Here is a 25,034-nt window from a genome sequence, read left to right as displayed (position 1 = left end):
CCCCCTGGACTGACGCACGAACACCGCGACTGTACGGCGGCCCCGAGGCTCATCCAGGTGGATTGGGTGAATCTTGCACGTTCTCAGGGCAAGCGTTCTGCCTGGCGGGCCGCCAGACGGTTGTCAGGGACACATGTCCCTCCGCGCGCACCCGGAACCGCACCAGGCTGGCGGGTTCGCGGGCCTCCAGGCGCGACGACGACCACCCCAGGTGGGTGTCCGGGTCGGCCCGGACGACGTCGACGTCCACGTCCACGTCGGCGGTGACGGCGGCCGTCGCGACCGGCGTCCCGTCCGCCCGGAGAACGCTGACGCCGGCGCTGGTGCCGGCGGCGGTCGGTTGCGCGGACAGCCCCGGCGCGAGCGGCCAGGACACGACGGCCGAGTGGCTGCCGCCGCCCGGGACCTCGAGCGAGTCGCGGACCTCGAGGCCGAGCCTGTCCGGGGCGGCGACGACCCGGCGGCGGTGCCGCACCGGGTCGGGCAGGCGCAGGTAGCCGTCGTGGGCGGCCTCGACGATGCCGTCGACCAGGTCGACGCGGACGTCGGTGACGGCGGCGTAGGTGGTCCAGAGGAAGGGGCCCGCCATCTGGGAGGAGTCCTCGTCGTCGACGGCCACGGTGGCGTGGGCGGCGGTGCTGCGGTGGGCGGTGCGCCACGCGGGGTGGCCGTAGTAGCTCGCGGTGCCGGGGTCCTCGACGACCTCCTCGCCGTCGAGGGTCCAGGTCAGCGCCAGGGCGTCGGCGTGGCCGTGGGCGGCGATGGACAGGTAGCCCAGCGGCCCGACGTCCACGGTCACCCGCTGCCGCCGACCGTCGGCGTCCGCACCCTCCCGCGACCGCAGCACCACGAGCCCGCCGTACGGCGCGTGGCGGCTGGCGGCGGGACCCGCCGGCGGGACCCACGGCCCGGGCACCGGGTCGAGCGCCCCGGCGGTCGCGGCGTGGACCCAGTGGGGGCCGACGCCCACGGCGGGGAGGTCGGCGGGCGGCTGGACGGCGCCGTACGCGGCGAGCAGGGCGAGGTGGTCGGGCACCGTTGGGTGGCTCGCGGGCCCCAGTCGCAGCGCGAAGCCCTCGTCGTCGTCGCCGTACCGGGGGGCGGGCTCGTCGTCGGCGACGAGGGCGGCCAGGAAGTCGCCGCTGCGGCGCACGGCGTGCTCGAGAGCGCGGGGCACGTCGTCCCCGCCGGCGCGCAGCAGGGTGAGGACGACGAGGAGCAGCTCGGCGGTGAAGACCTGGTAGCCGACGGCCTGCTCGGCGCCGGCGCCGTCGGGCAGCACCTGGCGGTCGGCCTCGAGGGTGAGCGCCTCGACCGCCCGGGCGCGCCACCGCGCGGCGCGGGGCAGCTCGGGAAGGAGGAGCGCGGTGGTCGCAAGACCCGCCAGCTCCCCCACGAGGTGGTTGTTGGCCGAGCTGTGCAGCGAGCGTTCCCGCCAGCAGGCCTCGGCGCCGGCGTCGAGGACCTCGACGAGGCGGCGGAACCGGTCCCGGTCCAGCAGGGGGCTGTCGCGCAGGCCCTGCAGCGCGACCAGCACGGAGATCGCCCGGACACCCGCCTCGAACGCGCCGCGCCAGGCCACGCCGACGCCGACGGGGTTCTGCTCGACCCACGAGTCGAGGTGCGCGAAGGCGGTCTCGGCGAACTCGTCGCACCCGGTGACCAGCCAGGCCTGCGCCAGCCAGGGCAGGTGCTGGAGGCGGTTGAGCTCCCAGATCCACTTCGGGTCGGCGGGGGCGGTGCGGTGGTCCAGCCGCCGGGCCGCGACACGGGGCCAGTGGTGGTCGCGCAGCGGGTCGTGGTGCCAGTCGACGGGGTCGGCCAGGCGGACCTTGGGGTAGCCGAAGTACTGCACCCGGCCCTCGCGCACCCGCTCCGCGGCGGCGACGACCGCGGCCACCGACGCGGGGGCCGCGGCGGCGATCGCCTCCGCCCGCTCCCGGTCCAGCAGCACCGGCCGGTCGTCGGCGCGACGGAACGCCGCGAGCGCCTCGTCCCACCAGGCGTCGTCGTCCGGGAGCCCGGAGCGCCGACCCGGCCGCGCGGGGACGGCGTCCTGGGCGGCCCGTCGTACGCGCCACGCGAGCTCGGCGGGCCCCATCGTCCGCAGCCGACGGGCGTACCACCCCAGGCGTCCACCCGCCACCGTGCGTCCCCCGTCCGCCGTCGTCGGCGCGATCCGCGCCGTCGCGAGGTTAGCCCTCCCCCGGCACGGTCGGCGTGGCAGAGTTGGCGGGTGCCCGCGACCCCACGCCCGCGCGGTGCCGCTTCCGAGGACCGCCTCCGGTGACGGTCGGTCCGGACCCCGCCGCTGGACCCGGGGCCGAGCCCGCACCCGGGGCCGACGCACCCGCTGACGCACCCGCCGGGAGCGCGAGCACGCTGCGCAAGCGGATCGGCCGGGTCGCCGCGGCGTCCGCGGTCGCGATTGTGGTCGGGCAGCTGATCACGGTGGTGCAGACCGTGGTGCTGGCCCGGATCCTCTCCCCCACCGAGGTCGGGCTCTTCGCCGCCGGCAGCGTGCTGACCGCCTTCGCCGGGACCTTCGTGGAGGGCGGGCTGCGCTCCGGACTGGTCCACCGCGAGGACCAGGTCGACGACGTCGCCGAGACCGTCTTCCGGGCCACCCTCCTCTCCGGCACCGTCATGACGCTGCTCGCGCTCGCGGCGGCGCCGGTGATCGGCCTGATCTTCGACGACCGCACGGCCGGGGTGGTCGCCGCGAGCATGGCCGGCGGCGTCCTGCTGATGTCGCTGGTCAACGTGCCCGAGGCACTCCTCCAGAGGCAGTTCAGCGTCCTGCGGCGCCTGGTCGTCGGGCCCTCGGTGTCGATCGTGTTCGCCGTGGTCTCGGTGACGCTCGCCCTGATGGGGTTCGGGGTCTGGAGCCTCGTCATCGGCAGCTACGCCTCGACCCTGACGTGGGTCGGGACGCTGTGGTGGATCTGTGACTGGCGCCCCGGGCGGGGCCGCCCGACGATCAGGCTCTACCGCGAGCTCGTCTCGTACGGCGCCCCGCTGGCGATCGGGCTGTTCGCCGACCAGGGGACCAAGTCCGTGCAGGCCTTCATCACCGGTGGCCTGCTGGGCGTGCAGAACCTCGGCCTCTTCCGGTACGGCGAGAGGATCGCGCTGATCCCGGTCGGGGTCATCGTGGAGGTCGGGGCGAACTCCCTCTTCCCGGCGTACTCCCGGATCAGCGGCGACCTCGAGCGGTTCCGGGCGGCGTACCTGCGGGCGCTCACCCTGGTCGTCGTGGTCGGCGCGGCGATGAGCGCCGCCCTGGCCTCGGTGGCGGTGCCGCTGGTCGTCGTCGTCCTCGGCGAGGAGTGGCGCGGCGCCGGGCTGGTGCTCGTCGGCCTGGCGGGCCTCGGGCTGGGGACGGCGGTCTCGACCTCGGCGGAGGCCATCAAGGGCGCCGGCCGCACGTCGCTGCTCAACTACGTCACCGCGCTCGAGGTCGTGCTCGGCATCGGGCTCCTGGCCCTGCTCGCCTGGACCGCAGGGCTGTTCGGCGTGGGGCTGTCGATCACCCTCACCACGTGGGTGGCCGCCGCCGTGCTCCTCGCGATGGCCCGCTCCGTCCTGGGGCTGCGGTGGCGTCCGGTGCTCGGGGCGATCCTCCCGACGGTCCTGGCGGCGTCCCTGGCCGGCGTGGCCGTCTACGCGCTCGAGTCCCAGGTGCTCGACTCCGCCGGCCGCGACCTCGCCGTGGCCCTGGCGTTCCTCGTCGTCGACGGCCTCGTCTACCTCCTGCTGTACGCCGTCCTCCTCCGCGTCCTCGCCCCCCGGGCGGCCCGGACGGTCACCGAGACCGCCGGCCCCATCCTCCGCAAGGCGCTGCGCCGCGGCTGACGGGGACGGGCCCGGCGACACCCCGGAGGTCGAGGTGCTCCGAGCCCCGGCGAGGAGCCACGAGACCCGGCGAGGGCCCCGCCGACCGTCACCGGATCTCGTGGCTCGGCCGTGGCCGGCCTCGCACCTCGATCTCCGGCGACCCCCCGCTGGTCGAGCAGCACGCGAGCGCAGCGAGCGCGCGTCGTCGAGACCACCGTGACCCGGCCGCCTCAGGAGGAGCGGGCCTCCCCACCCTCGACGAGCGCGCGCCAGCGGGCGCCGACGGCCTCCCAGCGGTAGTCGGCCGCGAGCAGCGCGTGGGCGGCGGTGCGGAGGCGGTCGCGCTCGGACGGGTCGTCGAGCACCGCCAGGACGGCGGCGGCGAGGTCCTCGGGGGAGTCGGCGACGAGGACGTGCTCTCCGTCGCGAGCGCCCCCGACCGCCTCGATCCCGCGGGTGGTCGTGACGACCACGAGGCCCATCCCGAAGGCCTCCAGGACCTTGTTCTTCAGCCCGCTCCCCGACCGCATCGCGTTGATCGCGACCGGGACCCCGGCCAGGGCCTCGGAGAGCTCGGGCACGAACCCGACGAGGTCCACCAGCGGGTCCGCCGCGGCGTGGGCGACCAGCCAGTCCGGGGCGTTCGGTCCGATCACCCGGACGCCGACGCCGTGGGGGCGCAGCAGGGGATCGTGCACGTCGAGCAGGAAGTACCGCAGGGCCTCCTGGTTGGGCCCGAAGACCAGGTTCCCCCAGAACCCGACGACACGGTCGTCCCCGGGCGGCAGCATCCCGGTCAGGAACCGGTCGTCGACGCCGTTGGGCACGGTGGCGACCTGCGCCCCCGACGGCGCGAGCGCGACCAGCTCGGCGGTGTCCTGGGCGCTGATGGCCACCACCTCGTCGAAGCGGGCGGGCAGCGACGCCTCCAGGGCGCGGGTGCGCGCGAGGGCGAGCCCGGCGCGCAGGCGCTCGCGCGCGCCCGTGGGCGGTGCGACCTCCTGCCCGCGCCGCCGGGTCAGGGCGGCGCTGTCGCACACGTCGAGGACGGTGCGGAGCCGCTCGCCACCGGGGACGAGCTCGGCCAGGTCGCCGCCGAAGACCACCACCAGGTCGACGTCGTGCTCCGCGACGAGGGCCTCGAGCCGGCCCCGGGCCGCGGCGTACCCCGCCGGGCGCGAGGTGCGCAGCCAGTCCGCGTCGCTGCGGCGCAGGTGGCGACGGAGGCCGGTCGCGCCCACCAGCAGGTCGTCGACCCAGGTCGTCGACGCGAAGCCCGCCACCGCGTCGCCGCTCACGGGCCGGTCCGGTCCGTCGTCCGCGGCCAGCCTCACGACGGCGAGGTGCAGCGGGCCCGGGGTGTGCTCGCACAGGTGCCGGACCCGCAGGTCGTACCCGCTGGTCGGCGAGGTCGGCGCTCGCGACGCCAGGACGAGCGTGCTCATCGCCGGTCCCGGCGGCGCTTCGCCCGGTGGGCCAGGAGCACGAGCCACGGTGCGACCCGCAGGCCGGCCCGGACGACGCCGAGCCGTCCGCTGGGTCTCAGCCGCCACGCCTCGCGGTAGTGCTCCCGCGCCCGGGCCGTCTCCCTGTCGCGCAGCGCGGCCCGCCCGTGGCGGACGGCGCGCTCGCGGTGGCGCCGGGCGAGGACCCGGTCGAGGGCGTCACGGTCCTCGGGGGCGCCGGTCTGCTCCACGGCGCGACGCAGCACGCCCTCCAGCTGGTCGTCGAGCTCGTCGGCCGCCGCGTCGTCGTCCGGCCGGCTGACCGAGCCCGCCTCGATGCGGAAGCGACCGAGGCGGTCGGGGACGGTGCGGACCTCGTGCCCGGCCAGCAGCAGGCGCAGCCAGAAGTCGAGGTCGCTCACCTTGCTGGTGTCGGGCCGGAGGCTGGTCATCCCGCCCGACGACTCCCACACGTCGTGGCGCACCGCCGACGTGTAGTACGGGCACGGACCGTCCACGACGTCGGCCACCGTCAGCGGACGGTCGGGGTCGGCCGGACGACGCTGGCCGGCGGTCTCGAGGTAGCTGCCGGGCGGGTCGGCCCCGGTGTCGCTGAAGCGGACCGCGTCGCACGTGACGGCCGCGACGTCCGGGTAGGCGTCCACCACCTCGAGCATGCGGGCCGCGAAGGTGGGCGCGACGTGGTCGTCGGAGTTGAGCACGACCAGCCACCGGCCGGTGGCGTGCGCGGCGGCCGCGGCGATGCCGCCGGCGGCGCCGCGGTTCTCCTGGCGGACGAGGTGCACCCGGGGGTCGACGGTGAACGGCGCCACGACGGCGGCCATGGCGTCGGAGCGGCCGTTGTCGACGACGACGAGCTCCCAGTCGTCGTACGTCTGGTCGAGGACGGAGCCGATGGCCCGCCCGACGGTGTCCTCCGTGAGGTACGCCGTGGTCAGGAAGCTGAAGGTGGGCGTCCGGTCGTTCACGCGGACCTCCCGCGCTCCCCGCTGTCCGGTCGGGGGGCGTCCGCGCCGAGGAGGCGGGCGTAGAACGCGAGCAGGTGGCGACGGGAGGCGTCCCAGGAGAGCTCGTGCTCCACCCGAGCGCGCCCCCGACGGCCCATCTCCTCGCGGAGGTCGGCGTCGTCGAGGAGGGTCTCGACGTCGTCGGCGAGGCGCACGGGGTCGTCGTCGGTCGCGTAGAGCGCGGCGTCCCCCGCCGAGACCCGGGCCTCCTTCAGGTCGAAGGAGACCAGGGGCCGTCCCATCGCCATGTACTCCACGACCTTGTTCATCGTCGAGAGGTCGTTGAGGGGGTTCTTCGGGTCGGGCGAGAGGCAGACCGACGCGGTCGACAGGCAGCGCCGGACGAAGTCGTCGGACACCCGCCCGGGGAAGTCGACCACGTCGTCGAGTCCCAGCTCGGTGCTCAGCGCCCGGAGGTCCTCCAGCGAGTCGCCGGCCCCCATGAGGATGCAGTGGAAGTCGTCCCGGCCCCGGGCGCGCAGCTCGCCGACGGCCCGCAGCGCGTAGTCGACGCCGTCCTGGGGGCCCATGACCCCGAGGTAGGCGAGCAGGTGCTCCTTGCCGCGGCGCAGGTCCGGGTCCGGGTCGAGCCGTTCGAAGCGGGACAGGTCGGGCCCGCTGCGGACGACCGTGACGTCGGCCGGGTCGACCTTCCCCCGCCGTACGGCGATCTCCCGGTAGCTCTCGTTCGTCGAGATGACCCCGTCGGCGGCCGCGAACGTGAGGCGCTCCACGACCCGGGTCGCCCAGTAGAGGAGCCCGCGACGGGCGCCCGTGAAGCGGGAGAGGAACAGCTCCGGGACGAGGTCGTGGTGGTCGAAGACGAAGCGAGCGCCGCGGGGCCGCAGCGCCAGCGCCACGAGGAACAGCAGGTCGGGCGGGTTGCACGCCTGCACGACGTCCACCGGCCCCTGACGTCGGACGCGCAGCGCGAGCCGGAAGGTGTGCCAGAGGGCGACGGCGTACTCCTTGGGGTAGCCGCTGGCGCCCCCGGTGGCGGGGGTCAGGGGGTAGCGCAGCACCCGGATGCCGTCGACGACGGCCTCGGGCTCGGTGTCCTGGGTCCTCCCCCGCGGGCAGATCACGGTGACCTGGTAGCCGGCCTCGACGAGGCAGCGGCTCTCCTGGGTCACCCGCCGATCCAGGGGGACCGACAGGTTCTCGACCAGGACCAGGACGTGCGGCGCCCTGCGTGGGGTGCTCATCAGGTGTGCCTCTCGTGGCTGTCGTGGGGAGAGCGGGGAGAGCGGGGACGCTCGGCCCGGGCGGGTCCGGTCAGGTCGGCCAGGAGGTCCTCGTAGCCGCGTGCCGTGGCGGTGACGTCGAAGTCCCGCTCGGCGCGACGGCGGGCGGCCGCCCCCATCCGGTCCCGCTCCTGCGGGTCCCCGGCGAGGCGGGTCAGGGCGGCCGCGAGCCCCACGTGGTCGCCCACCCTGACGAGCAGGCCCTCGGTGGGCTCGGCGACCATGTCCCGCAGGGCGCCGCAGTCGGTCGCGACCACCGGCACCCCCGCGGCCATCGCCTCGATCACGACGAGGGGCGCGGCCTCGTGGACCGACGACAGCGCGAGGACGTCGAAGCCGGGCAGCAGGTCGGCCACGTCGCGCCGGACCCCCGTGAACAGGACGGCGTCCCCCAGACCGAGGTCGGCGGCGAGCGCCTCCAGCTCGGTGCGGCGCTCCCCGTCCCCGACCACGACGAGGCGGGCGTCGGGCACCTCCGCGCGGACCCGGACGAACGCCTGCAGCAGGACGTGGTGCGCCTTCTGTGCCGACAACCGGGCCACGACGCCGACCACGAATGCCCCGTCCGGCAGGTCGAGAGCGGCGCGGGCAGCACCGCGGGCGCCGTCGGGCGGGGGCGGCGGCAGCGGGATGCCGTTGGGGACGACGACCTCGCGGGTGCGGCTCCAGGGCCGGCGGCCGACGCCCTCCTGGTCGTGGAGGTAGCGACCCTGGCTGGGCGCGAGGAGCACCAGGGCCCCCGTCCACCGCAGGCTGGCGACGGTCGTGCGGGGCAGCACCCGCCCGCCGAGCTCCACGAGGCCCATGTCGTGCGCCGCGACCACCGTGTGACGGGCACCGGCCAGCCGCCCTGCGAGGCGGCCGAGCACCAGCGAGGCCCGGTGGTGGTGCGACACCAGCACGGCGTCGGCGCCGCGCAGCGCCCGCACCAGCCGCGGCAGCGTGCGCAGGTCGAAGCGTCCGCTGCGACCCAGCGCCGTCACCGGCACCCCGGCCCGGCGGAAGTCGTCGGCGAGGGGACCCTCCTCGCGCAGGCAGACGAGCCGGGGGCGCACGCGGTCGGGGTCGAAGGCGGCGCACATGGCGAGGACCACGTTCTCCGCGCCGCCGACCGCGGTGGTGTCCATGACGACGGCCAGCTCGACAGGTCGCGCACCGGCCCTGCCGGCGCCGGCGGGACGGCGGCCGCCGGGGGTCGGCTCGGTGAGCTCCGTGAGCCGACGCTCGGTCTCACGGACGTTGGCGGCGAGGGTGAAGTGCTCCCGGACCCGGGCGCGGCCCGCCTCCCCCATGCGGCGCCGCAGCGAGGGGTCGGCGGCGAGGGCACCCAGGCGGTCCGCGAGCGGCTCCTCCCGGCGCGACGGCACGAGGAACCCGGTCTCGCCGTCGACGACGATCTCGCCCACGCCGCCGACGTCGGTGCAGACGGCCGGCAGGCCGCTGGCCATCGCCTCCAGCAGGGAGATCGGAAAGCACTCCACCGCCGAGGAGGCGAGGGTGATCACGTCGAGCGCGGCGAGGACCTGCGGCACGTCGGAGCGGTAGCCCGCGAAGACCACGCGGTCGCCCAGGCCGAGCGCGGCGGCGTGCTCCTCCAGGCCGGGCCGGCGCTCACCGTCGCCGACCACCACGAGCCGCGCGTGGGGAGCCACGGCGACCACCCGTCGTACGGCGGCGAGGAGCAGCTCGTGCTCCTTCTCGGGGCGCAGCGCGGCGAGGATGCCGATCGCGACGTCGTCGGGCGCCAGCCCCAGCGCGGCGCGGGTCTCGTCGCGGGCGGCGAGGTCGGCCGGGCGAGAGAACGCGTCGACGTCGACGCCGTTGTGCAGGATGCGGACCTTGTCGGCCGGGTAGCCCAGCTCGTCGACCAGGTAGGGGACCTGGCGGTGGGCGACGCCGAAGTAGGCGGCGGTCGCCGGGTCCAGCACGCGGTCGGCGAGGCCCCGCAGGCGGCCGCGGGGGGTGAGGCTGCCGCAGTTGTGGACCCAGACGACGGAGCGCGGCACCCGGGCGAGGACGGCGGCGACCCGACCGACCAGCTCCGCGCTGTAGCCGCGAGCGACGACGACGTCGGTGCGGGTGCGCCGCAGCTCGCGCGCGAGGGCGACGACGCTGCGCGCCGCGTCGCGTCGGGCGTGCCCGAACGCGGTCGCCGGTGCCACCTGTGCGGCCGCGTCGAAGAGCCGGCCCGGGGCGCCGAGGCAGACGACGCGGGGCTCCACCACGTCGCGGTCGAGACGGGCGAGGAGGTCGACGACGTGGCGCTCGGCGCCGCCGACCGCGAGGTCCGGGACCACGAAGGTGACCCGGAGCGGCCCGGGCGCCCTCACCGGACCAGCTCGCGGTAGAGGTCGTCGAGCGTACGCCAGGTCCGGTCGACCGAGAACTCGGTCTCCACCCGCCGGCGGCCGCCGTGCGCGAGGCGGACGCGGAGGTCGTCGTCGGTCAGGACCTGCACGAGGGCGTCGGCCAGGGCGTCGGCGTCGTCCGGGGGGACCAGGAGGCCGCTGTCGGCGTCCACCAGGTCGACCAGGCCGCCGACCCGGGTCGCGACGACCGCGAGGCCGCGGGCCATGCCCTCGAGGACGGCCATCGGCTGGCCCTCCCACTTCGAGGGCAGGACGAGGACGTCGGCCGCGCCGAGCAGTCCGTCGACCTCCTCCGGGGGCACCCAGCCGCGGAGGTCGACGTCGCTCCCGACCCCGTGCGTGGCGACCGTGGCCCGGACCCGGTCGAGGTCGTCGCCGTCGCCCGCGACGACCAGGCGCGCCGGCGCGGCGAGACCGGGCAGGACCTTCGCCCACGCCTCGACGAGCACCGGCACGTTCTTGAGCGCACTGACCTGTCCGAGGAAGAGCACGGTGCGGGGGCCGGACCGGGTCGCCGCGGTCGGGGCGGGGCCCGGGTCCACCGCGTTGGGGACGACGACGACCCGCGCGGCCGGGGCGATCCGGGACAGCACCGCCGCCCACGTCGGGCCGAGCGCCACCACCACGTCGACGGCCTCCAGCGTGCTGCGGATCCACCGCTGCACCGGGCGGGGGGCCCGGTCGTGGAAGCTGTCGAACGCCCCGCCGTGCACGTGCAGGACGACGGGGACCCCGCGGGCCGTCGCGGCGCGGGCGAGCAGCGACTTGCGCACGAAGCTGCCGTCGGTCGAGGTGTGGATGTGCAGCAGGGCCGGGCGGTGCAGCAGCAGCCGCAGCAGCACCTGCGTCCCGCCGAGCACGAAGCGGAGCACCTTGCGCGCCGCGGAGCCGTCCTCGTGGGTGGCGACGTGGGTGACCGACCAGCGGGTCCACAGCGGTGTCGTCGCCATCGAGCGCACGTAGCTCGCGATGCCCCCGCGCGTGGCGGTGCTGGTCGAGACCCACACGACCCCCCGGCCGCGCGTCACGCCCCGACCACCCCGGCGGGCTCGACGCGCTGGGCGGAGCGCGAGCGGGGGACGACGGCGCGCTCGGCGCTGCCGATGGCCGCGCCCACGAGGACCATCACGAGCAGGTTGGTGACGTCGAAGAAGCGCTGGTCGACGAGCAGGCCCGAGACGATCCAGGAGACGTAGGCCAGCAGCGCCGCGAGGACGAGACGGCCGCGTGCCGGGTCGGCGCCGGTCGTGCGCAGCCCGCGCACCAGCCGCACGGCGAGGAGCACGACGATCGTGAGCCACAGCGCGGCCCCGACGAGCCCCAGCTCGGAGGACACCGCGAGCAGGTCGTTGTGGGCGGCGATCCCGTACCCCCGCTCCCACGGGATCTCGGGCGAGAACTGCTGGTGGTGGTAGGTGTTGACGGCGCCGAATCGGCCGATCCCCCACCCGGTGATCGGCTCCTGGAGGGTCGCCCACACCCCGGTGGCGTTGATGTTGAGGCGGTCGTCGATCTCGTTGGTCGACCCGATGCCGCCGGTCGCGCGGCTGTCGGAGGCCAGGCTGGAGAAGTTGGCGGCCGCGCCGACGAGACCGACGAGACCGGTCAGGACGAACCCGGTGCGCCAGCCCCGGGCGAGCCACGACCCGAGCAGGACGACGAGGGCGAGGGCGACGTACACCGCGCGGGTGTAGGTCAGGAAGACGGAGTAGGCGCAGGCCAGGGCCAGCAGCGCGGAGGCCACCCGCACCGCGCGCCGGCGCCAGGGCTCGGAGGCGACCATCAGCGCGACCACGTAGCCGACGATCAGCAGCAGCCCGTGGGCGGCGGGCTGGTTCACCACGCCGATGGCGCGACCCACCCACACGTCGCTGCCCGCGGCGTACGACGGCCAGACCAGCGCGGCCGGCCCGTGGAACTGCATGATCGACACGTAGGCGGAGTAGCCCCCGATGAGCAGCGTGGTGCGGACGAGCACCTCGACCGGGCCGGGGCGGCTGAGGACCGCGATGCCGACCAGGAGGACGACGAGCGGCATCACGGTGCCGACGAGGAGGAAGCGGAGGACCTCGATCTCGGTCCCGTCGGAGGGGAACACGGCGTCGTAGGTGTGCGCGGAGACCGCCGAGAAGACCGTCCAGGCGACGTAGGCGGCCACGACGTACCCGAGCCGGCCCACGGGCACGGACCGCGCCCCCTGGAACCTCCGGATGACCAGCGCTGCCAGCAGCCCGCCGAAGGCGAGGATGAACGCGTCCGTGGGCAGCGGCCCGGTGGGCAGGGCCTGGCGCAGGAACGTCGACACGAGCAGGTACGCCGCGGCGAGCGCGGGGCTGGCGAGCCCGAGGACGACGGCGACGAGGGCGATCGCGGCCATCAGCACGAGGACGCCGTACTGCGCGGGGGCGACGACGACGACGCCGGCCACGACGAGCCCGACCACGCCGAGCACGAGGAGTCCGGGGCCCAGCGAGGACGGCTCGGGCGCCGGGTCGACCGGTCCGCCGGGTCCGCCGGGTCCGCCGGCGGCCGTCTCCGCCGCCTCGGCCGTCGGGGTCACCTCCGGCGGCCGCGCCGCCGGGCGACGGCCCCGGTGGCCGCGGCGGCGCAGACACCGAGGACGAGACCCCCGACCACGCCGAGGCCGAGGTTCGTGACCGGGTCGGCGGAGTTCTCGGAGACGCCGCCGTCGAGCTGGAGGTCCTGGAGCTCGTCGGTGCGGTCGGCCTCGATCCTCAGCAGCTCCGAGCGGAGCGCCGCGACCCCGCCGGACTCGGCCCCGTCGGCACGACGCCGGGCGTCGAGGCGGCTCTGGAGCTGGTCGACCTGCGTCTGCTTCTCCTGGGTCCGGACCTCGTTGATGCTGTCGCGGAACGCCTGCGCCACCGCGGCGGATGCCTCGGCCGCGACGTCGGGGTCGTCGGCCGTCGCCTCGACGATCATGATCGGGCTGGAGGCGGCCGAGCGGGCCTCGATCTGCACGGACCCCTCGACGCCCGCCGCCTCGAGGATCTGCGCCTGGTAGGCGACGTCGTCGAAGTAGTCGACGTAGCCCTGCACCAGGACGGCGTCCTGGTCGGGTGAGCGGTCGTTCGAGCTGACGATGAGCGACGACCGTCCCGTGTACGTCGTCGGCGACAGCACCGTCGCCGCGACCGCCCCACCGACGGCGAGGAGGAGGACGACGATCGCGACCCAGCGGAAGGCGCGGACGTCCGCCATGAGCGCGACGAGGATGTCGCGCTCACGGCGCGGCGTGCGATGGTCGGGCTCGGACATGCTGGTGCGCCCCCTCGGCCACTCCCCCGTGCCGCCGGCGGGTGCCGGACGACGCCGCCCAGTGTAAGGACGGCACGTGGCCCGACGGGCGGAGTCCGGACTATCCGCTGACGCCGGTGGGCAGGCCCCGGTCGCGGAAGCCCGCCCAGGGAGGGACGGGCAGGTCGTACCCGTCGTGGCGCTGGACGTAGGAGAAGCAGCCCGAGGCGATGTAGGCGTCCCGCGCCTCGACGGTCTCGGTCACGGCGAAGTTCACGGGATCGCCCCGGGTCACCGGGGAGTCCTCGGCCCACTGGCCGTCGCAGGCGTACGGCGCGAAGTACTCGAGGTTCTCGTCCTGGTTCTCGACGAAGCCCCCGTCGGCGAGGGCGTTGCCGGGACGGTCGGCGTCGGGGTAGCCACCTCCGGCCTCGGCGACGCTGCCGGCGCCCCAGGTGCCGTTGACGACGAAGACGAGCCCGTGCTCGTCGGCCACCTCACGGGCGGTGCGGGTGATCTCGATGGCCCCGTCGCGGTAGTCCTGCTGGTCCTCGGCGCTCCAGGACTCCCAGTCGGTGTCGGGGAAGTAGGAGCGGGAGCCGACGTCGTCGAGGAACCAGCCGCCCATGTGGGGGTTCTCCTCGACCATCGTCTCCATCACGCAGCGCAGCTTGTCCTGCAGCACGGAGCCGGGGCGGAAGTCGGTGAGGTCGCCGTACTCGTTGGCGCCCGGCTCGCCCGGCCAGGGCTCCACGGCGGGCCCGCAGTCGGAGTCCTGGAGCAGCAGCTCGTGGTAGCGGCCCTCGTCGTTGTCGATGATCGCGTCGAGGTAGACCAGCACGGTCCCCCCGGCCGCGGCGACGTCCTGGAACTCCTGCGCGCCGTAGTTGTTCCGGCCCGCGACGACGAGCCCACCGGGCTCGGCGTACTGCTCGACCCCGCGGGGGGTGCCGTAGGCGAGCGTCGCGGGCTGGGTCACGACGCCGCCGGACACGGGCGGCTCGCCCGTGTCGTCGTACGCCGGGTCGCGGCCGGCCGTGCAGCCGGCGGTCACCAGCGCGAGCAGCACCACGGCCAGCACCGGGCGCAGGACCGAGCTCGGGACCGGGCGCAGCACCGGGACCCCGGGTGCGACGGGGGCACGGGACCGCCGGCGTCGCATGCCGTCCAGCCTACGGACGGCCCCAGGGGCGCGAGGTCAGCGCCGACGGACCCGGTGCGGCAGACCGGTCCGTCGCGCCGGGCCCCAGACCCGGGCGGTGTCGTAGCTCTGGTGGGTGGCGGCGAAGGCGTAGCACCCGGTCCGCGCGAACGCGTTCCGTGTGCTGTCGTCGCGGGTGACGGCGAAGTTGAACTGCTTGCCGCGGGTGGTCCTCGACCGGTTCGCCCACTGCTTGGCGCACGGGTAGGCGTGGCCCCAGAAGGCGTCGGCGGTGTGGTTCTCCGCGAAGGTGCCGTCGGCCAGCGCGTTGCCGTTCTGCGAGGCGTTCGGGTAGCCGCCACCGTGCTCCGCGGTGGAGCCGCCCTGCCAGGTGCCGTTGACCATGACCATCAGGCCGAAGTCGTCGGCGACCCGCCGGAACGTCTTCATGACCGCGATCGCGCCGGCCCGGTAGGCCCGCTGGTTCGCGGCGCCGAAGCGGTTCCAGTCGAAGCCGGGGAACCAGGAGCGCGACCCGACGTCGTCGGCGAAGAAGCCGCCGATGTGCGGGTTCTCCCGGGCGATGGTGCGCAGCACGCAGCCGAGCTTGCGCTGCAGGACCGAGCCGCGCCGGAAGTCGTTGAGGTAGCCCCAGTCGTTCGCGCGGATCGAGCCGGGCCACCGCTTCGTCGCGCGGCTGCCGCAGCGGGACGGCTTGTTGAGCATCTGGTGGTAGCGGCCGTAGGCGTTGTCGATGATCGGGTCGAGGTAGACCAGCACGGTGCCCCCGGCCCGGGAGACGTCCTTCATCGCGGGCGAGCCGAAGTTCTCCCGTCCGGCGATCACCAGCGAGCCGCGGCGGGCGTACGGCTCGGCGTGCTGGGGGGCGCCGTACGCGACCAGGGCGGGCTGGGTGTGGGAGTTGTCGAGTCGCGACCCGCCCCGGGCCTCCGCGTCCTGGTCGAGACCGGACGCCCCTGGGGCGAGCAGGCCGCTGAGGGCGGTGGTGAGCACGAGGGTGAGGACGCCGAGCGTGAGTCGGCGGGGGGTGGGGCGTCCGAGCATGGGGGGGCTCCGGGCTGTGGGGGGTGGGGGGACTGCGGGGCCGGTTGCCACACCGGTCCTCAGGAATTGTGCAATTTTTCCGGTGCGATGTCGCGTGGATCCCGGAGATCGGTGCCGACCGTGTCGCTACCGACGGACGTGGCTGGGCAGGCCGGTCCGGCGGAACGGTCCCCAGACCGGGGCGGTGTCGTAGGCCTGGTGGGTGGCCGCGAACGCGTAGCACCCGGTCCGGGTGAAGTCGGCGCGGACCCGGTCGTCGCGGTGGACGGCGAAGTTGAAGGCCGTGCCGTTCGTCACGGACGACTGGGTGGCCCACTGGCGGGCGCAGGGGTAGGCCCTGCCCCAGTAGGCGTCCGCGGCGTGGTTCTCGGCGAAGGTGCCGTCGGCCAGGGCGTTGCCGTGCTCCATGGCGTTGGGGTACCCACCGCCGTTGGTGGCGGTCGCGCCGCCCTGCCAGGTGCCGTTGACCATGAAGATCAGGCCGTGGCGGTCGGCGACGCGCCGGAAGGTCTGCGACGCCGCGATGGCGCCGTCGCGGTAGGCCTGCTGGTTCGCCGCCCCGAACGTGGACCAGTCGAAGCCGCGGAACCAGGACCGGGAGCCGAGGTCGTCGGCGAAGAAGCCTCCGATGTGCGGGTTCTCCCGCACGATCGTCTCGAGGACGCACTCGAGCTTCTGCTGGACGACCGAGCCGGCCCGGAAGTCGTTGAGGTAGCCCCAGTCGTTGGCCCTGATGTCCCCCGGCCAGCGCTGGGTGGCAGCACCCCCGCAGGCGGAGGGCTCGTTGAGCAGCTGGTGGTAGCGGCCGTAGTCGTTGTCGATGACGAGGTCGAGGTAGACCAGCACGGTCCCGCCCGCCTCGGAGACGGCCTTCATCTCCGGCGAGCCGTAGTTGTCGCGGCCGGCGATCACGAGCGCGCCCTCCTGGGCGTACGGCGTGGCGTGGCGTGCGGCGCCGTACGCCACCAGGGCCGGCTGGGTGACGCTGTTGTCGAGGACGCGCGGCGGCTCCGGCTGCTCGGGCTCCGGCTCCGGCTCCGGCTCCGGCTCGGGCTCGGGCTCCGGCTCGGGCTCGGGCTCCGGCTCGGGCTCCGGCTGCTCGTCGAGGACGGCGATCGAGGCCAGGTGGCGGGTGACGTGGAGGGGGCGGCCGCGGAGGCCGCGGACGACGGCGGCGAGCGACACGGCGGTGGCCTCGTCGGGGACGTCCGCGCCGACGCCGACGGCCCGCCAGAGCGGCCCGGTCAGGCGCCGGACCGAGACGGTCGACAGCGTGTCGCCGGCGGGGCCGAGGAAGGTGGCGACGAGGTCGGTGACCGTGCCGGTGGCGGCCTTCACGTCGAGGCCGAGGTCGAGACGGGCGACGTCCGCGCCGAGCGGGGTGGCGGGTGCGGTGACGGTGACGGGGCCGCGGGGACCGGTGACCTGCAGCGCGTGCCGGGCCTCCCGGCGCACCACCGCCACCCGGGTCGAGGTGCCGTCGCCGTCCAGGCGCCAGCCGTCGCGGTCCTGGGCGAGCACCGGGTTCGGGGAGAGGTTCGTCCCGACGCGGAGGGCCGGGTCCGCGGGGGCGCCGACGGCGGCACCGGGCGTCAGGAGTCCTCCGGCGAGGACGAGCCCGGCCGTCACCACGACGGAGGGGCGGAGCCAGGGCAGGCGGGAGCGAAGCATGGGGACTCCAGGAGGCGAACCGCCGCGGGGCCCGGACGCCGGGGCGGGGAACGAGGGGGAAGAGGAACTACCTCAAGAAGGTAGAACGCTTTTCCGCAAGAGTCCTGCAATTCGACAAAGTGCCCGGCCCCGGTGCGACACCGGAGGAGATCGGTGGCCCCGGGGACGCGACGAGGCCCCCGTCGCGGACGACGGGGGCCTCGTGCGGGTGCTGCCGGTGCGGCAGCGGGCGGGACTCAGAAGTCCATGCCGCCCATGCCACCGGTCGGGTCGCCGCCACCGGCGGGGGCCTTCTCCGGCTTGTCGGCCACGACGGCCTCGGTGGTGAGGAACAGCGCGGCGATCGACGCGGCGTTCTGCAGCGCCGAGCGGGTGACCTTCACCGGGTCGTTGATGCCCGCGGCGAGCATGTCGACGTACTCGCCGGTGGCCGCGTTGAGGCCGTGACCGGCCTCCAGGTTGCGGACCTTCTCCGCGACGACGCCGCCCTCGAGGCCGGCGTTCACCGCGATCTGCTTCAGCGGGGCCTCGACCGCCAGGCGCACGATCTGCGCACCGGTGGCCTCGTCACCCTCGAGGTCGCTCTTCTCGAACGCACGGGTCGACGCCTGCACCAGGGCGACGCCGCCGCCGGCGACGATGCCCTCCTCGACGGCCGCCTTCGCGTTGCGGACGGCGTCCTCGATGCGGTGCTTGCGCTCCTTGAGCTCGACCTCGGTGGCCGCGCCGACCTTGATGACGGCGACGCCGCCGGCCAGCTTGGCGAGGCGCTCCTGGAGCTTCTCGCGGTCGTAGTCGGAGTCCGAGTTCTCGATCTCCGCACGGATCTGGTTGACCCGGCCCTCGATCTGGGCCTGGTCGCCCGCACCCTCGACGATGGTGGTCTCGTCCTTGGTGATGACGACCTTGCGGGCCTGGCCGAGCAGCTCCACGCCGGCGGTGTCGAGCTTGAGCCCGACCTCCTCGGAGATGACCTGGCCGCCGGTGAGGATCGCGATGTCCTGCAGCATGGCCTTACGGCGGTCACCGAAGCCCGGGGCCTTGACGGCGACGGACTTGAAGGTGCCCTTGATCTTGTTCACCACGAGGGTGGACAGCGCCTCGCCGTCGGTGTCCTCGGCGATGATCAGCAGCGGCTTGCCGGCCTGCATGACCTTCTCGAGGAGCGGCAGCAGGTCCTTCACCGACGAGATCTTCGAGTTGACGATGAGCACGTAGGGGTCGTCGAGGACGGCCTCCATGCGCTCCATGTCGGTCGCGAAGTACGCCGAGATGTAGCCCTTGTCGAACCGCATGCCCTCGGTGAGCTCGAGGTCCAGCCCGAAGGTGTTGGACTCCTCGACGGTGATGACGCCTTCCTTGCCGACCTTGTCCATCGCCTCGGCGATGAGCTCGCCGACCGAGGGGTCGCCCGCGGAGATGCCCGCGGTGGCGGCGATCTGCTCCTTGGTCTCGACGTCCTTCGCCATGCCGAGCAGCTGCTCGGAGACGGAGGCGACGGCCTGCTCGATGCCGCGCTTCAGCGCCATCGGGTTCGCGCCGGCCGCGACGTTGCGCAGGCCCTCGCGGACCATGGCCTGGGCCAGGACGGTGGCGGTGGTGGTGCCGTCGCCCGCGACGTCGTCGGTCTTCTTGGCGACCTCCTTGACGAGCTCGGCACCGATCTTCTCGTACGGGTCCTCGAGCTCGATCTCCTTGGCGATGCTCACACCATCGTTGGTGATGGTGGGCGCGCCCCACTTCTTCTCGAGGACGACGTTGCGGCCCTTGGGACCGAGGGTGACCTTGACGGCGTCGGCGAGCGTGTTCATGCCACGCTCCAGACCGCGCCGGGCCTCCTCGTTGAAAGCAATCAGCTTCGGCATGGCTCCTGCATCTCTGAACAGAGTGTCTGGGGTGGTCCGGGGCTGCCCGCGACGGACGGCCCACCCCCGCCCGCGGACCCTTCCCGCGGTGGCGGCGGACCTCAGCTGACCGGTCCGGATTGGCACTCTCGTGACGAGACTGCCAACACAATGTCTAGCACTCGACCCAGTCGAGTGCAAACGCCTCCCGGGCCGGAGTCCCGGGTCGGAACGTCAGGCGGGCCAGCCCGCCAGCACGACCTTGCCGCGGGTCGAACCCGACTCGAGCATCCGGTGGGCGCGGACGACGTTCTCGGCGGTGATCTCGCCGTACGTCTCGGTCAGCGTGGTGCGGACCTTCCCCTCGTCGACCAGGCGCGCGACCTCGCCCAGCAGCCGGTGCTGCTCGACCATGTCGGGGGTCTGGTGGACGGGCCGGGCGAACATGAACTCCCAGTGCAGGGAGGCGCACTTCTGCTTCAGGGGCATCACGTCGAGGCCGTCGGCGGGGTCGTCGATGACCCCGATGCGGCCCTGGGGCGCGACGAGGTCGGCGTACGCCGCCCAGTGGTCGTCGGTGCCGGTGAGGCCGGCGATCAGGTCCACGTGCTCGACCCCGATCGCGCGGACGGCCTCGGCGAGGTCGCCGGAGTGGTCGACGACGTCGTGGGCGCCGAGGTCGCGGGCCCACTCCTGGGTCTCCGGGCGGGACGCCGTCCCGACGACGCGGAGGGAGGTGAGCTGCCGGGCGAGCTGGACGAGGATCGAGCCGACCCCGCCGGCGGCGCCGACGACGAGGAGCGTCTGCCCCTCTCCCCCGCCCTGCTCGACGCCGAGCCGGTCGAACAGCAGCTCCCACGCCGTGATGGCGGTCAGCGGCAGGGCCGCGGCCTCCGCCATCGAGAGGCTGGTCGGCTTGGCGCCGACGATGCGCTCGTCGACGACGTGGAGCTCGGAGTTGGTGCCGGGTCGCGCGATGGAGCCCGCGTAGTAGACCTCGTCGCCGACGGCGAAGCCCTCGACCTGCTCACCCACCGCGCGGACGGTGCCGGCGGCGTCGTACCCGAGGACCTTCGGCGTGCCGTCCTCGGAGCCGCCGCGGGTGCGGACCTTCGTGTCGACCGGGTTCACCGAGACGGCGGCGACCTCGACCAGCAGGTCGTGCGGGCCGGGGGTCGGGTCCTCGACCTCGACGTCGCTCAGCACGCTCGCGGATCCTGCCTCGGTGTAGCCGATCGCCTTCATCTGTCCTCCTGGTCGTCGTCCCCTGCGTACGGCGCCGACCCTAGGCGGGCGCTCCACCGCGCGGGGTCCCGTCCCACCGTCCGTCGTGCGGCCCACCGGGTCGGTGCGGGTCAGGGCGTCTCGGCGAGGCCGCGGTTCGTCAGGAACGTCGAGAGGCCGGGCAGGTCGTCGGTGTTGAGGTGGTCGACCCCGGAGTCGGCGAGCACGGCCCAGAGGCGGGCGCGGGCCGGGGTCGCGACGTCCGGGGTGTTCCAGAACCGCAGCCGGTAGCCCTGGCTGTGCGCCCGGCGCACCAACGAGACGAGCCTGGCGTGCTCCGCGGGCGGCATGTCCCCGACGCCGGTCCAGGTGAAGTGGTTCGCCCAGTTGTCGCTCACCAGCGGCATGAGCTCCGGCGGGAGGTCCGAGTCGAGGTCCGCCAGCCGACCGTCGTACCCGGCCCAGCGGGTGCGCTGGGCACTCATCTCGTCGAGCGGGCGGTTGCCGCTGACGACGACCTCGACCGCACCGGGTCGCAGGGTCGGCGCGAAGCGGCTGAGCATCCCGCGGACCTCGCGCAGCTGACGGTCCAGCTCGGCGTACGTCGTCGGCCCGTCGGTCTTGAGGTCGACGAGCAGCTGCAGGGGGCGGTCGCTGCCACGGTGCACCCGGCCGTCGAGGCGCTCGACGCGGCGGGCGAGCGGTTCCAGGTAGAGGGAGCGCAGGGTGCGGGCGGGGTCGAGGTCGACCTCGTCGTGCGCGACGAGGAGGTCCCCGTCGCGCAGCCACACGTCGGCCTCGACGCTGGTGAAGCCGCGGGCGAGCGCGTCGCGCAGCGGGCGCTCGTGCTCGTAGTCGTTGTGGGCGTGCGCCGGGGGCAGGACGACGCGGCCGCCCGGGTTCGCGTACGCCGGCGGCAGGTCGATGCCCCGCTCGGCCATGAGGTCGCGCAGCAGGTCGGGGCGGTCGGTGATGAGCCCGTCCACCCCGCGGTCGAGGTACCAGGCCATCGTCGCGCGGTCGTTCACGGTCCACGGGACGACGTCGAGGCCGAGGCGGTGGGCGTCGCGGACGTCGGCGCGGGTGGCGTACGGCACGAAGGTCCCGTCGCCGACGCGGCCGTTCTGGGGCCGGCCCTGGACCGGCGACCAGGCGTCGTAACCGAGGTCGTCGATCGCGGCGACCGGGTCGCCGTCGTAGTCGTCGATGTCGGCGCCGCCGAGCCACGGGGAGGCCCCGGGCTGCCCCTCCTGGAGGAAGTCCTCGTTGTCGAGGGCCACGAGTGGCAGCGCCGGCGCGAGCCGCTGGACGAGGTTCAGCGCACCCCAGTCGAAGCTCTGGATGCTGACCTGGTCGCCGACCCCGGCGTCCTCGACCTCGGCGAGCACGGCGCGGACGAAACGGCCGCGCGGCGCGGTCTCGGCGGGCGCGCCGGCCTCCACCTTGGTCTCGATGTTCATGCGGACGCCGTCGGGCCCGTCGGCGCCGTAGGTCTCGACGAGGTCGAACAGCTCGTCGAGGCGCAGCATTCGTGCCCCCGGGACGGCGAGCTGGTCCGGGTAGGTGGCCGACTTCGTCGTCGAGCCGCAGTCGAGGGTCGCCAGCTGGTCCCAGGACAGGTCGCGCACGAAGGAGCCCACGTAGGGGAAGGCCGGGTCGCCGGGCGTCGCCGGCGCGGTGTCGGTGCAGACCGCCGGGTTGGTGCGCCGATCGTGGGTGACGACCGCGACCCCGTCCTCGGTGACCTGGGTGTCGAGCTCGAGGGTCGTCACCCCCAGCCGCAGCGCCCGGGCGAAACCGGCGCGCGTGGACTCCACGGTGAGCGCCATGCCACCGCGGTGGGCCTGGAGGTCGAGGGTCCGTGAGGCCGTCGACCGGTCGACCGCCCGGGGGTCGGGGTCGGCCGCGGCCGGACCCGCGAGCGCGGGGGCGGCGAGGAGCGGGGTGAGCAGGGCGAGGGTGGTGAGCATCCGAGATCGCACGAGGACGTTCTCGCCGATTCCGGCGGCGTCCCGGTGAACCCCGGGCGCCCCGGGGTCGAACTCCCGGAACTTTCCGCGACGCCTGTCGATCCGCGACGGTTCCGCGCGTCACCACCACGAGAGACCATTCACCCGAGACGAGGAGACGACATGACCACCTACACCGTGCTGCTGACCGGCGACGACACGACCTGGGAGGCCGCCGACGAGGCGACCCGCGCCGCGACGTACGCCGCCCACGGACGGTTCGCCGAGGCGCTCGCCGCGCGGGGGCACACCGTCGTCGGCGGCGCCGAGCTGGAGCACTCGCGCGCGGCGCGGGCGCTGCGGCGTCGCGACGGTGACGTCGTGCGCACCGAGGGTCCCTACGCCGAGACGGCCGAGCAGCTGACCGGCTTCTACCTGGTCGAGTCCGACGACCTCGAGGACCTGCTGGCCTGCGCAGCGCTGCTGGTCGACGACGACGGCGGCGTCGAGGTGCGGGCCGCGAAGCCGTCGCAGCCCGCGCCGGCTCCCGGCACGACGGAGGAGGGCTGAGATGAAGGTGCTCGTGCTCCTGGCGGAGGTCGACCACTTCGCGCACTGGGAGGCCGCCGACGACGACCACCGGGCGCGCGTGGTCGCGGACTTCACGGCCTTCGACGAGGCGGTCGCCGCCCGCGGCCGCGTCCTGGGCGGCGAGGCGCTGGCGCCGGCGTCGACGGCACGGACGGTGAGGGCCGGCACCGACGCCGCCTCCCGCGCCGTCACGGACGGCCCGTACGCCGAGACGGCCGAGCAGCTCGGCGGCTACTACCTGATCGAGGTCGACGACCTGGAGGTCGCGGTCGAGCTGGTCCGTCTCCTCCCCCGCGAGTACGACGTCGAGGTCCGCGAGGTCGTGGACGTGTCGTTCTGAACGAGGTGGGTCGGCCCGGCGAGCTGGACGCGCTCCACCGCGAGCAGTGGGGCCGCCTGCTCGCGCTGCTCGTGGCGAGGTTCGGACGCCTCGACCTCGCCGAGGACGCGTTGTCCGAGGCGTTCGAGGCGGCCCTCCGCACCTGGGGTGTCGACGGGGTCCCGGCCAACCCGGCCGGGTGGTTGATGACGGTCGCCCGTCGGCGCGTGCTGGACCGGCTGCGGGCGGAGGCGGTCCGGGCGCGCGCCCAGCCGGTGCTCGAGGTGGAGGCGTCGCGGGCCCAGGAGGCGGAGCGGGTGCTGGCCAGCGCCGGGGAGGAGGTGGGGGCGGTGGACGAGCGGCTGCGGCTGGTGCTGCTGTGCGCCCACCCCGCCCTGGCCCGGGAGTCGGCCGCGGCGCTGTCGCTGCGGCTCGTCGTGGGGGTCCCGACCGAGGAGGTCGCCCGACTGTTCCTGGTGCCGGTCCCCACCATGGCGGCACGGCTGACCCGGGCCCGGAAGCGTCTCGCCGCCGAGCGGTTCGAGGTCCCGACCGGCGCGGCGCTCCGTGACCGTCTCGGCGTGGTCGCCGACGTCGCCTACCTCGCCTTCACCGCCGGCTACGCGCCGTCCTCGGGTCCCGACCTGCACCGTCCCGACCTGACGTCGGAAGCCGTCCGGCTCGTCCGGGTGGCGCGCGAGGTCGCTCCGACGTCGCCCGACCTCGACGCGCTGCTGGCGCTGGTCCTGCTCCAGCACTCGCGACGCGACGCCCGGCTCGACGACGTCGGACGACTGGTGCTGCTGCCGGACCAGGACCGCTCCCGGTGGCACCACGCCGAGGTCGTCGAGGCGGTCGACCTGCTGACCCCGCTCGCCACCGCACCCGCGACGCCGTACCTGCTGCAGGCGCTGGTCGCGGCGTGCCACGCGACCGCGGCGCGGGCCGAGGACACCGACTGGCCCCGCATCGTGAGCCTGTACGACGAGCTGGTGGCGCTGACCGGCTCGCCGGTCGTGCGGCTGGCCCGGGCCGTCGCCGTCGCGGAGGCCGACGGACCCGCCGCCGGGCTGGCGCTGCTGGAGAGCCTCGTCGTCCCCGGGCACCGGCTCCCCGCGGTCCGCGCGGAGCTGCTCGCGCGGCTCGGACGCGCCGACGCGGCGCGGGCGTCGTACGACGACGCGCTCGCGGAGTGCCGCAACGCCGTCGAGGCCGCCCACCTGGCGCGACGCCGGGCGGCGCTCGGCTGAGTCAGCCGGCGACCACGACCGGCTCGTGACGCACGGGGAAGCTCACGGACGCGGCGATGAAGCACGCCTCCGAGGCGTCGTGGTGGATCCGGGTGGCCGTCTCGACCATCTCCGGCGAGGCCACCGTGACCCGCGGTCGCAGCACGACCTGGGTGAACCGGCCGCCGATGCCCTCCTGCCGCATCGTGCCGACCGGCGAGTCGGCGTACGCCGTGACCACGACGCCGTGCACCACCGCGACGTGCAGGTAGCTCAGCAGGTGGCACTGGCCGAGCGCGGCGAGGAGCAGCTCCTCGGGGTTCCACCGGGACGGGTCGCCGCGGAACGGCCGGTCGGCCGAGCCCTCCAGCGCGGGCTTGCCGTCGGCGACGACGAGGACGTCGCGGTCGTAGGCGCGGTAGCCGCTGGTCCCGGTGCCGCGGTCACCGGTCCAGGTGAGGTCGAGCGCGTAGTGGTGGTCCGCCACGGGGTCCTCGGACGAGGGAGGCTCAGCCCCCGGCGACCGCGGGGATGACGGAGATCTGCGTGCCGTCGGGGGTCGCGGTGCCGAGGTCGTCGAGGAAGCGGACGTCGTCGTTGCCGACGTACACGTTGACGAAGCGGCGCAGCTTGCCGTCGTCGTCCAGGATCCGCGCCCTGATGCCCGTGTGGTGGGCGTCGAGGTGGTCGAGGACCTCGGCGAGGGTGCTCCCCTCGGCGCTCACCTCGGACTCACCGCCGGTGTAGGTGCGCAGGATGGTGGGGATGCGGACCTGGACGCTCAACTCGTCTCCTCGCGTGGTGGGTCGTGACTGGGTGG

Annotated in this window: 20 protein-coding genes; 4 read left to right on the top strand and 16 right to left on the bottom strand. The window is 74.7% G+C overall.

The genetic code is table 11. From position 1 onward, the window contains the following. Window positions 1-49: 49 nt before the first annotated feature. Window positions 50-2,146, bottom strand: coding sequence for an alginate lyase family protein (locus Q0858_RS01580; protein ID WP_299050351.1), 2,097 nt, complete (start codon window positions 2,144-2,146; stop codon window positions 50-52). Between the two features lie 140 nt (window positions 2,147-2,286). On the opposite strand from Q0858_RS01580, the gene Q0858_RS01575 reads away from it, so the two are divergent. After that, window positions 2,287-3,855, top strand: coding sequence for an oligosaccharide flippase family protein (locus Q0858_RS01575; protein ID WP_299050349.1), 1,569 nt, complete (start codon window positions 2,287-2,289; stop codon window positions 3,853-3,855). A 212-nt stretch (window positions 3,856-4,067) separates the two neighbouring features. Here the strand turns inward: Q0858_RS01575 and Q0858_RS01570 are convergent, their stop codons facing one another. From Q0858_RS01570 to Q0858_RS01510, 13 genes are all read right to left on the bottom strand, one after another. After that, a complete protein-coding gene (locus Q0858_RS01570; RefSeq protein WP_299050347.1) occupies window positions 4,068-5,282 on the bottom strand; it encodes a glycosyltransferase family 4 protein in 1,215 nt (404 codons plus the stop codon). Continuing rightward, window positions 5,279-6,271 carry a glycosyltransferase family A protein gene (locus tag Q0858_RS01565; RefSeq protein WP_299050344.1) on the bottom strand — a complete coding sequence of 331 codons (993 nt, stop codon included), beginning with the start codon at window positions 6,269-6,271 and terminating at the stop codon, window positions 5,279-5,281. The genes Q0858_RS01570 and Q0858_RS01565 overlap by 4 nt, the downstream gene beginning before the upstream one ends. Then, entirely contained in the window at window positions 6,268-7,515 is a 1,248-nt protein-coding gene (locus tag Q0858_RS01560) for a glycosyltransferase family 4 protein (RefSeq protein WP_299050343.1), read from the bottom strand. The genes Q0858_RS01565 and Q0858_RS01560 overlap by 4 nt, the downstream gene beginning before the upstream one ends. After that, window positions 7,515-9,884, bottom strand: a complete 2,370-nt coding sequence (locus Q0858_RS01555; protein WP_299050340.1) for a glycosyltransferase — start codon at window positions 9,882-9,884, stop codon at window positions 7,515-7,517. The genes Q0858_RS01560 and Q0858_RS01555 overlap by 1 nt, the downstream gene beginning before the upstream one ends. Further along, complete coding sequence (locus Q0858_RS01550) at window positions 9,881-10,873, bottom strand: glycosyltransferase family 4 protein (protein WP_299050338.1); 993 nt, start codon at window positions 10,871-10,873, stop codon at window positions 9,881-9,883. Before Q0858_RS01550 ends, Q0858_RS01555 begins: the two co-directional genes overlap by 4 nt. A 74-nt stretch (window positions 10,874-10,947) precedes the next feature. Next, window positions 10,948-12,483, bottom strand: coding sequence for an O-antigen ligase family protein (locus Q0858_RS01545; RefSeq protein WP_299050337.1), 1,536 nt, complete (start codon window positions 12,481-12,483; stop codon window positions 10,948-10,950). After that, complete coding sequence (locus Q0858_RS01540; RefSeq protein ID WP_299050335.1) at window positions 12,480-13,202, bottom strand: hypothetical protein; 723 nt, start codon at window positions 13,200-13,202, stop codon at window positions 12,480-12,482. The genes Q0858_RS01545 and Q0858_RS01540 overlap by 4 nt, the downstream gene beginning before the upstream one ends. A 100-nt stretch (window positions 13,203-13,302) precedes the next feature. Beyond that, complete coding sequence (locus Q0858_RS01535; RefSeq protein WP_299050333.1) at window positions 13,303-14,343, bottom strand: hypothetical protein; 1,041 nt, start codon at window positions 14,341-14,343, stop codon at window positions 13,303-13,305. A gap of 36 nt (window positions 14,344-14,379) precedes the next feature. Then, window positions 14,380-15,387 carry a hypothetical protein gene (locus tag Q0858_RS01530; protein WP_299050330.1) on the bottom strand — a complete coding sequence of 336 codons (1,008 nt, stop codon included), beginning with the start codon at window positions 15,385-15,387 and terminating at the stop codon, window positions 14,380-14,382. Window positions 15,388-15,513: 126 nt separating this feature from the next. Beyond that, entirely contained in the window at window positions 15,514-17,058 is a 1,545-nt protein-coding gene (locus tag Q0858_RS01525) for a hypothetical protein (RefSeq protein ID WP_299050329.1), read from the bottom strand. Window positions 17,059-17,294: 236 nt separating this feature from the next. Continuing rightward, window positions 17,295-18,923 (bottom strand): chaperonin GroEL, encoded by a 1,629-nt coding sequence (groL, locus tag Q0858_RS01520; protein WP_299050327.1) that lies wholly within the window; start codon window positions 18,921-18,923, stop codon window positions 17,295-17,297. A gap of 213 nt (window positions 18,924-19,136) precedes the next feature. Beyond that, on the bottom strand, window positions 19,137-20,147 hold the full coding sequence (locus Q0858_RS01515) for a zinc-binding alcohol dehydrogenase family protein (protein ID WP_299050326.1): 1,011 nt from the start codon (window positions 20,145-20,147) through the stop codon (window positions 19,137-19,139). Window positions 20,148-20,257: 110 nt separating this feature from the next. Beyond that, window positions 20,258-22,096 carry a glycerophosphodiester phosphodiesterase family protein gene (locus Q0858_RS01510; RefSeq protein WP_299050324.1) on the bottom strand — a complete coding sequence of 613 codons (1,839 nt, stop codon included), beginning with the start codon at window positions 22,094-22,096 and terminating at the stop codon, window positions 20,258-20,260. 162 nt (window positions 22,097-22,258) lie between these two features. Here Q0858_RS01510 and Q0858_RS01505 point away from each other — a divergent pair, with 162 nt between their 5' ends. Genes Q0858_RS01505 through Q0858_RS01495 form a run of 3 tightly spaced genes read left to right on the top strand, consistent with a single transcriptional unit; the run spans window position 22,259 to window position 24,235 of the window. Then, window positions 22,259-22,645: a YciI family protein gene (locus Q0858_RS01505; RefSeq protein ID WP_299050321.1), complete on the top strand. Its 387-nt coding sequence runs from the start codon at window positions 22,259-22,261 to the stop codon at window positions 22,643-22,645. Between the two features lies 1 nt (window position 22,646). Continuing rightward, the gene (locus Q0858_RS01500; RefSeq protein WP_299050318.1) at window positions 22,647-23,006 is read left to right on the top strand and encodes a YciI family protein; all 360 of its coding nucleotides are present in this window, start codon (window positions 22,647-22,649) and stop codon (window positions 23,004-23,006) included. A gap of 5 nt (window positions 23,007-23,011) precedes the next feature. Next, on the top strand, window positions 23,012-24,235 hold the full coding sequence (locus Q0858_RS01495) for a DUF6596 domain-containing protein (protein ID WP_299050317.1): 1,224 nt from the start codon (window positions 23,012-23,014) through the stop codon (window positions 24,233-24,235). 1 nt (window position 24,236) lies between these two features. Here Q0858_RS01495 and Q0858_RS01490 read toward each other — a convergent pair whose 3' ends face one another. Together Q0858_RS01490 and Q0858_RS01485 are read right to left on the bottom strand one after the other, a co-directional pair. Next, window positions 24,237-24,701: an OsmC family protein gene (locus Q0858_RS01490; protein WP_299050315.1), complete on the bottom strand. Its 465-nt coding sequence runs from the start codon at window positions 24,699-24,701 to the stop codon at window positions 24,237-24,239. A gap of 22 nt (window positions 24,702-24,723) precedes the next feature. Further along, window positions 24,724-24,999, bottom strand: a complete 276-nt coding sequence (locus tag Q0858_RS01485) for a MoaD/ThiS family protein (RefSeq protein WP_299050313.1) — start codon at window positions 24,997-24,999, stop codon at window positions 24,724-24,726. Window positions 25,000-25,034 lie beyond the last annotated feature (35 nt).

The sequence above is a fragment of the uncultured Nocardioides sp. genome, from assembly GCF_947489365.1.
In the GTDB taxonomy this organism is placed as follows: Bacteria; Actinomycetota; Actinomycetes; order Propionibacteriales; family Nocardioidaceae; genus Nocardioides.
Note: the sequence above shows the minus strand (reverse complement) of the source record. Positions and strands in the feature narration are given on the sequence as shown.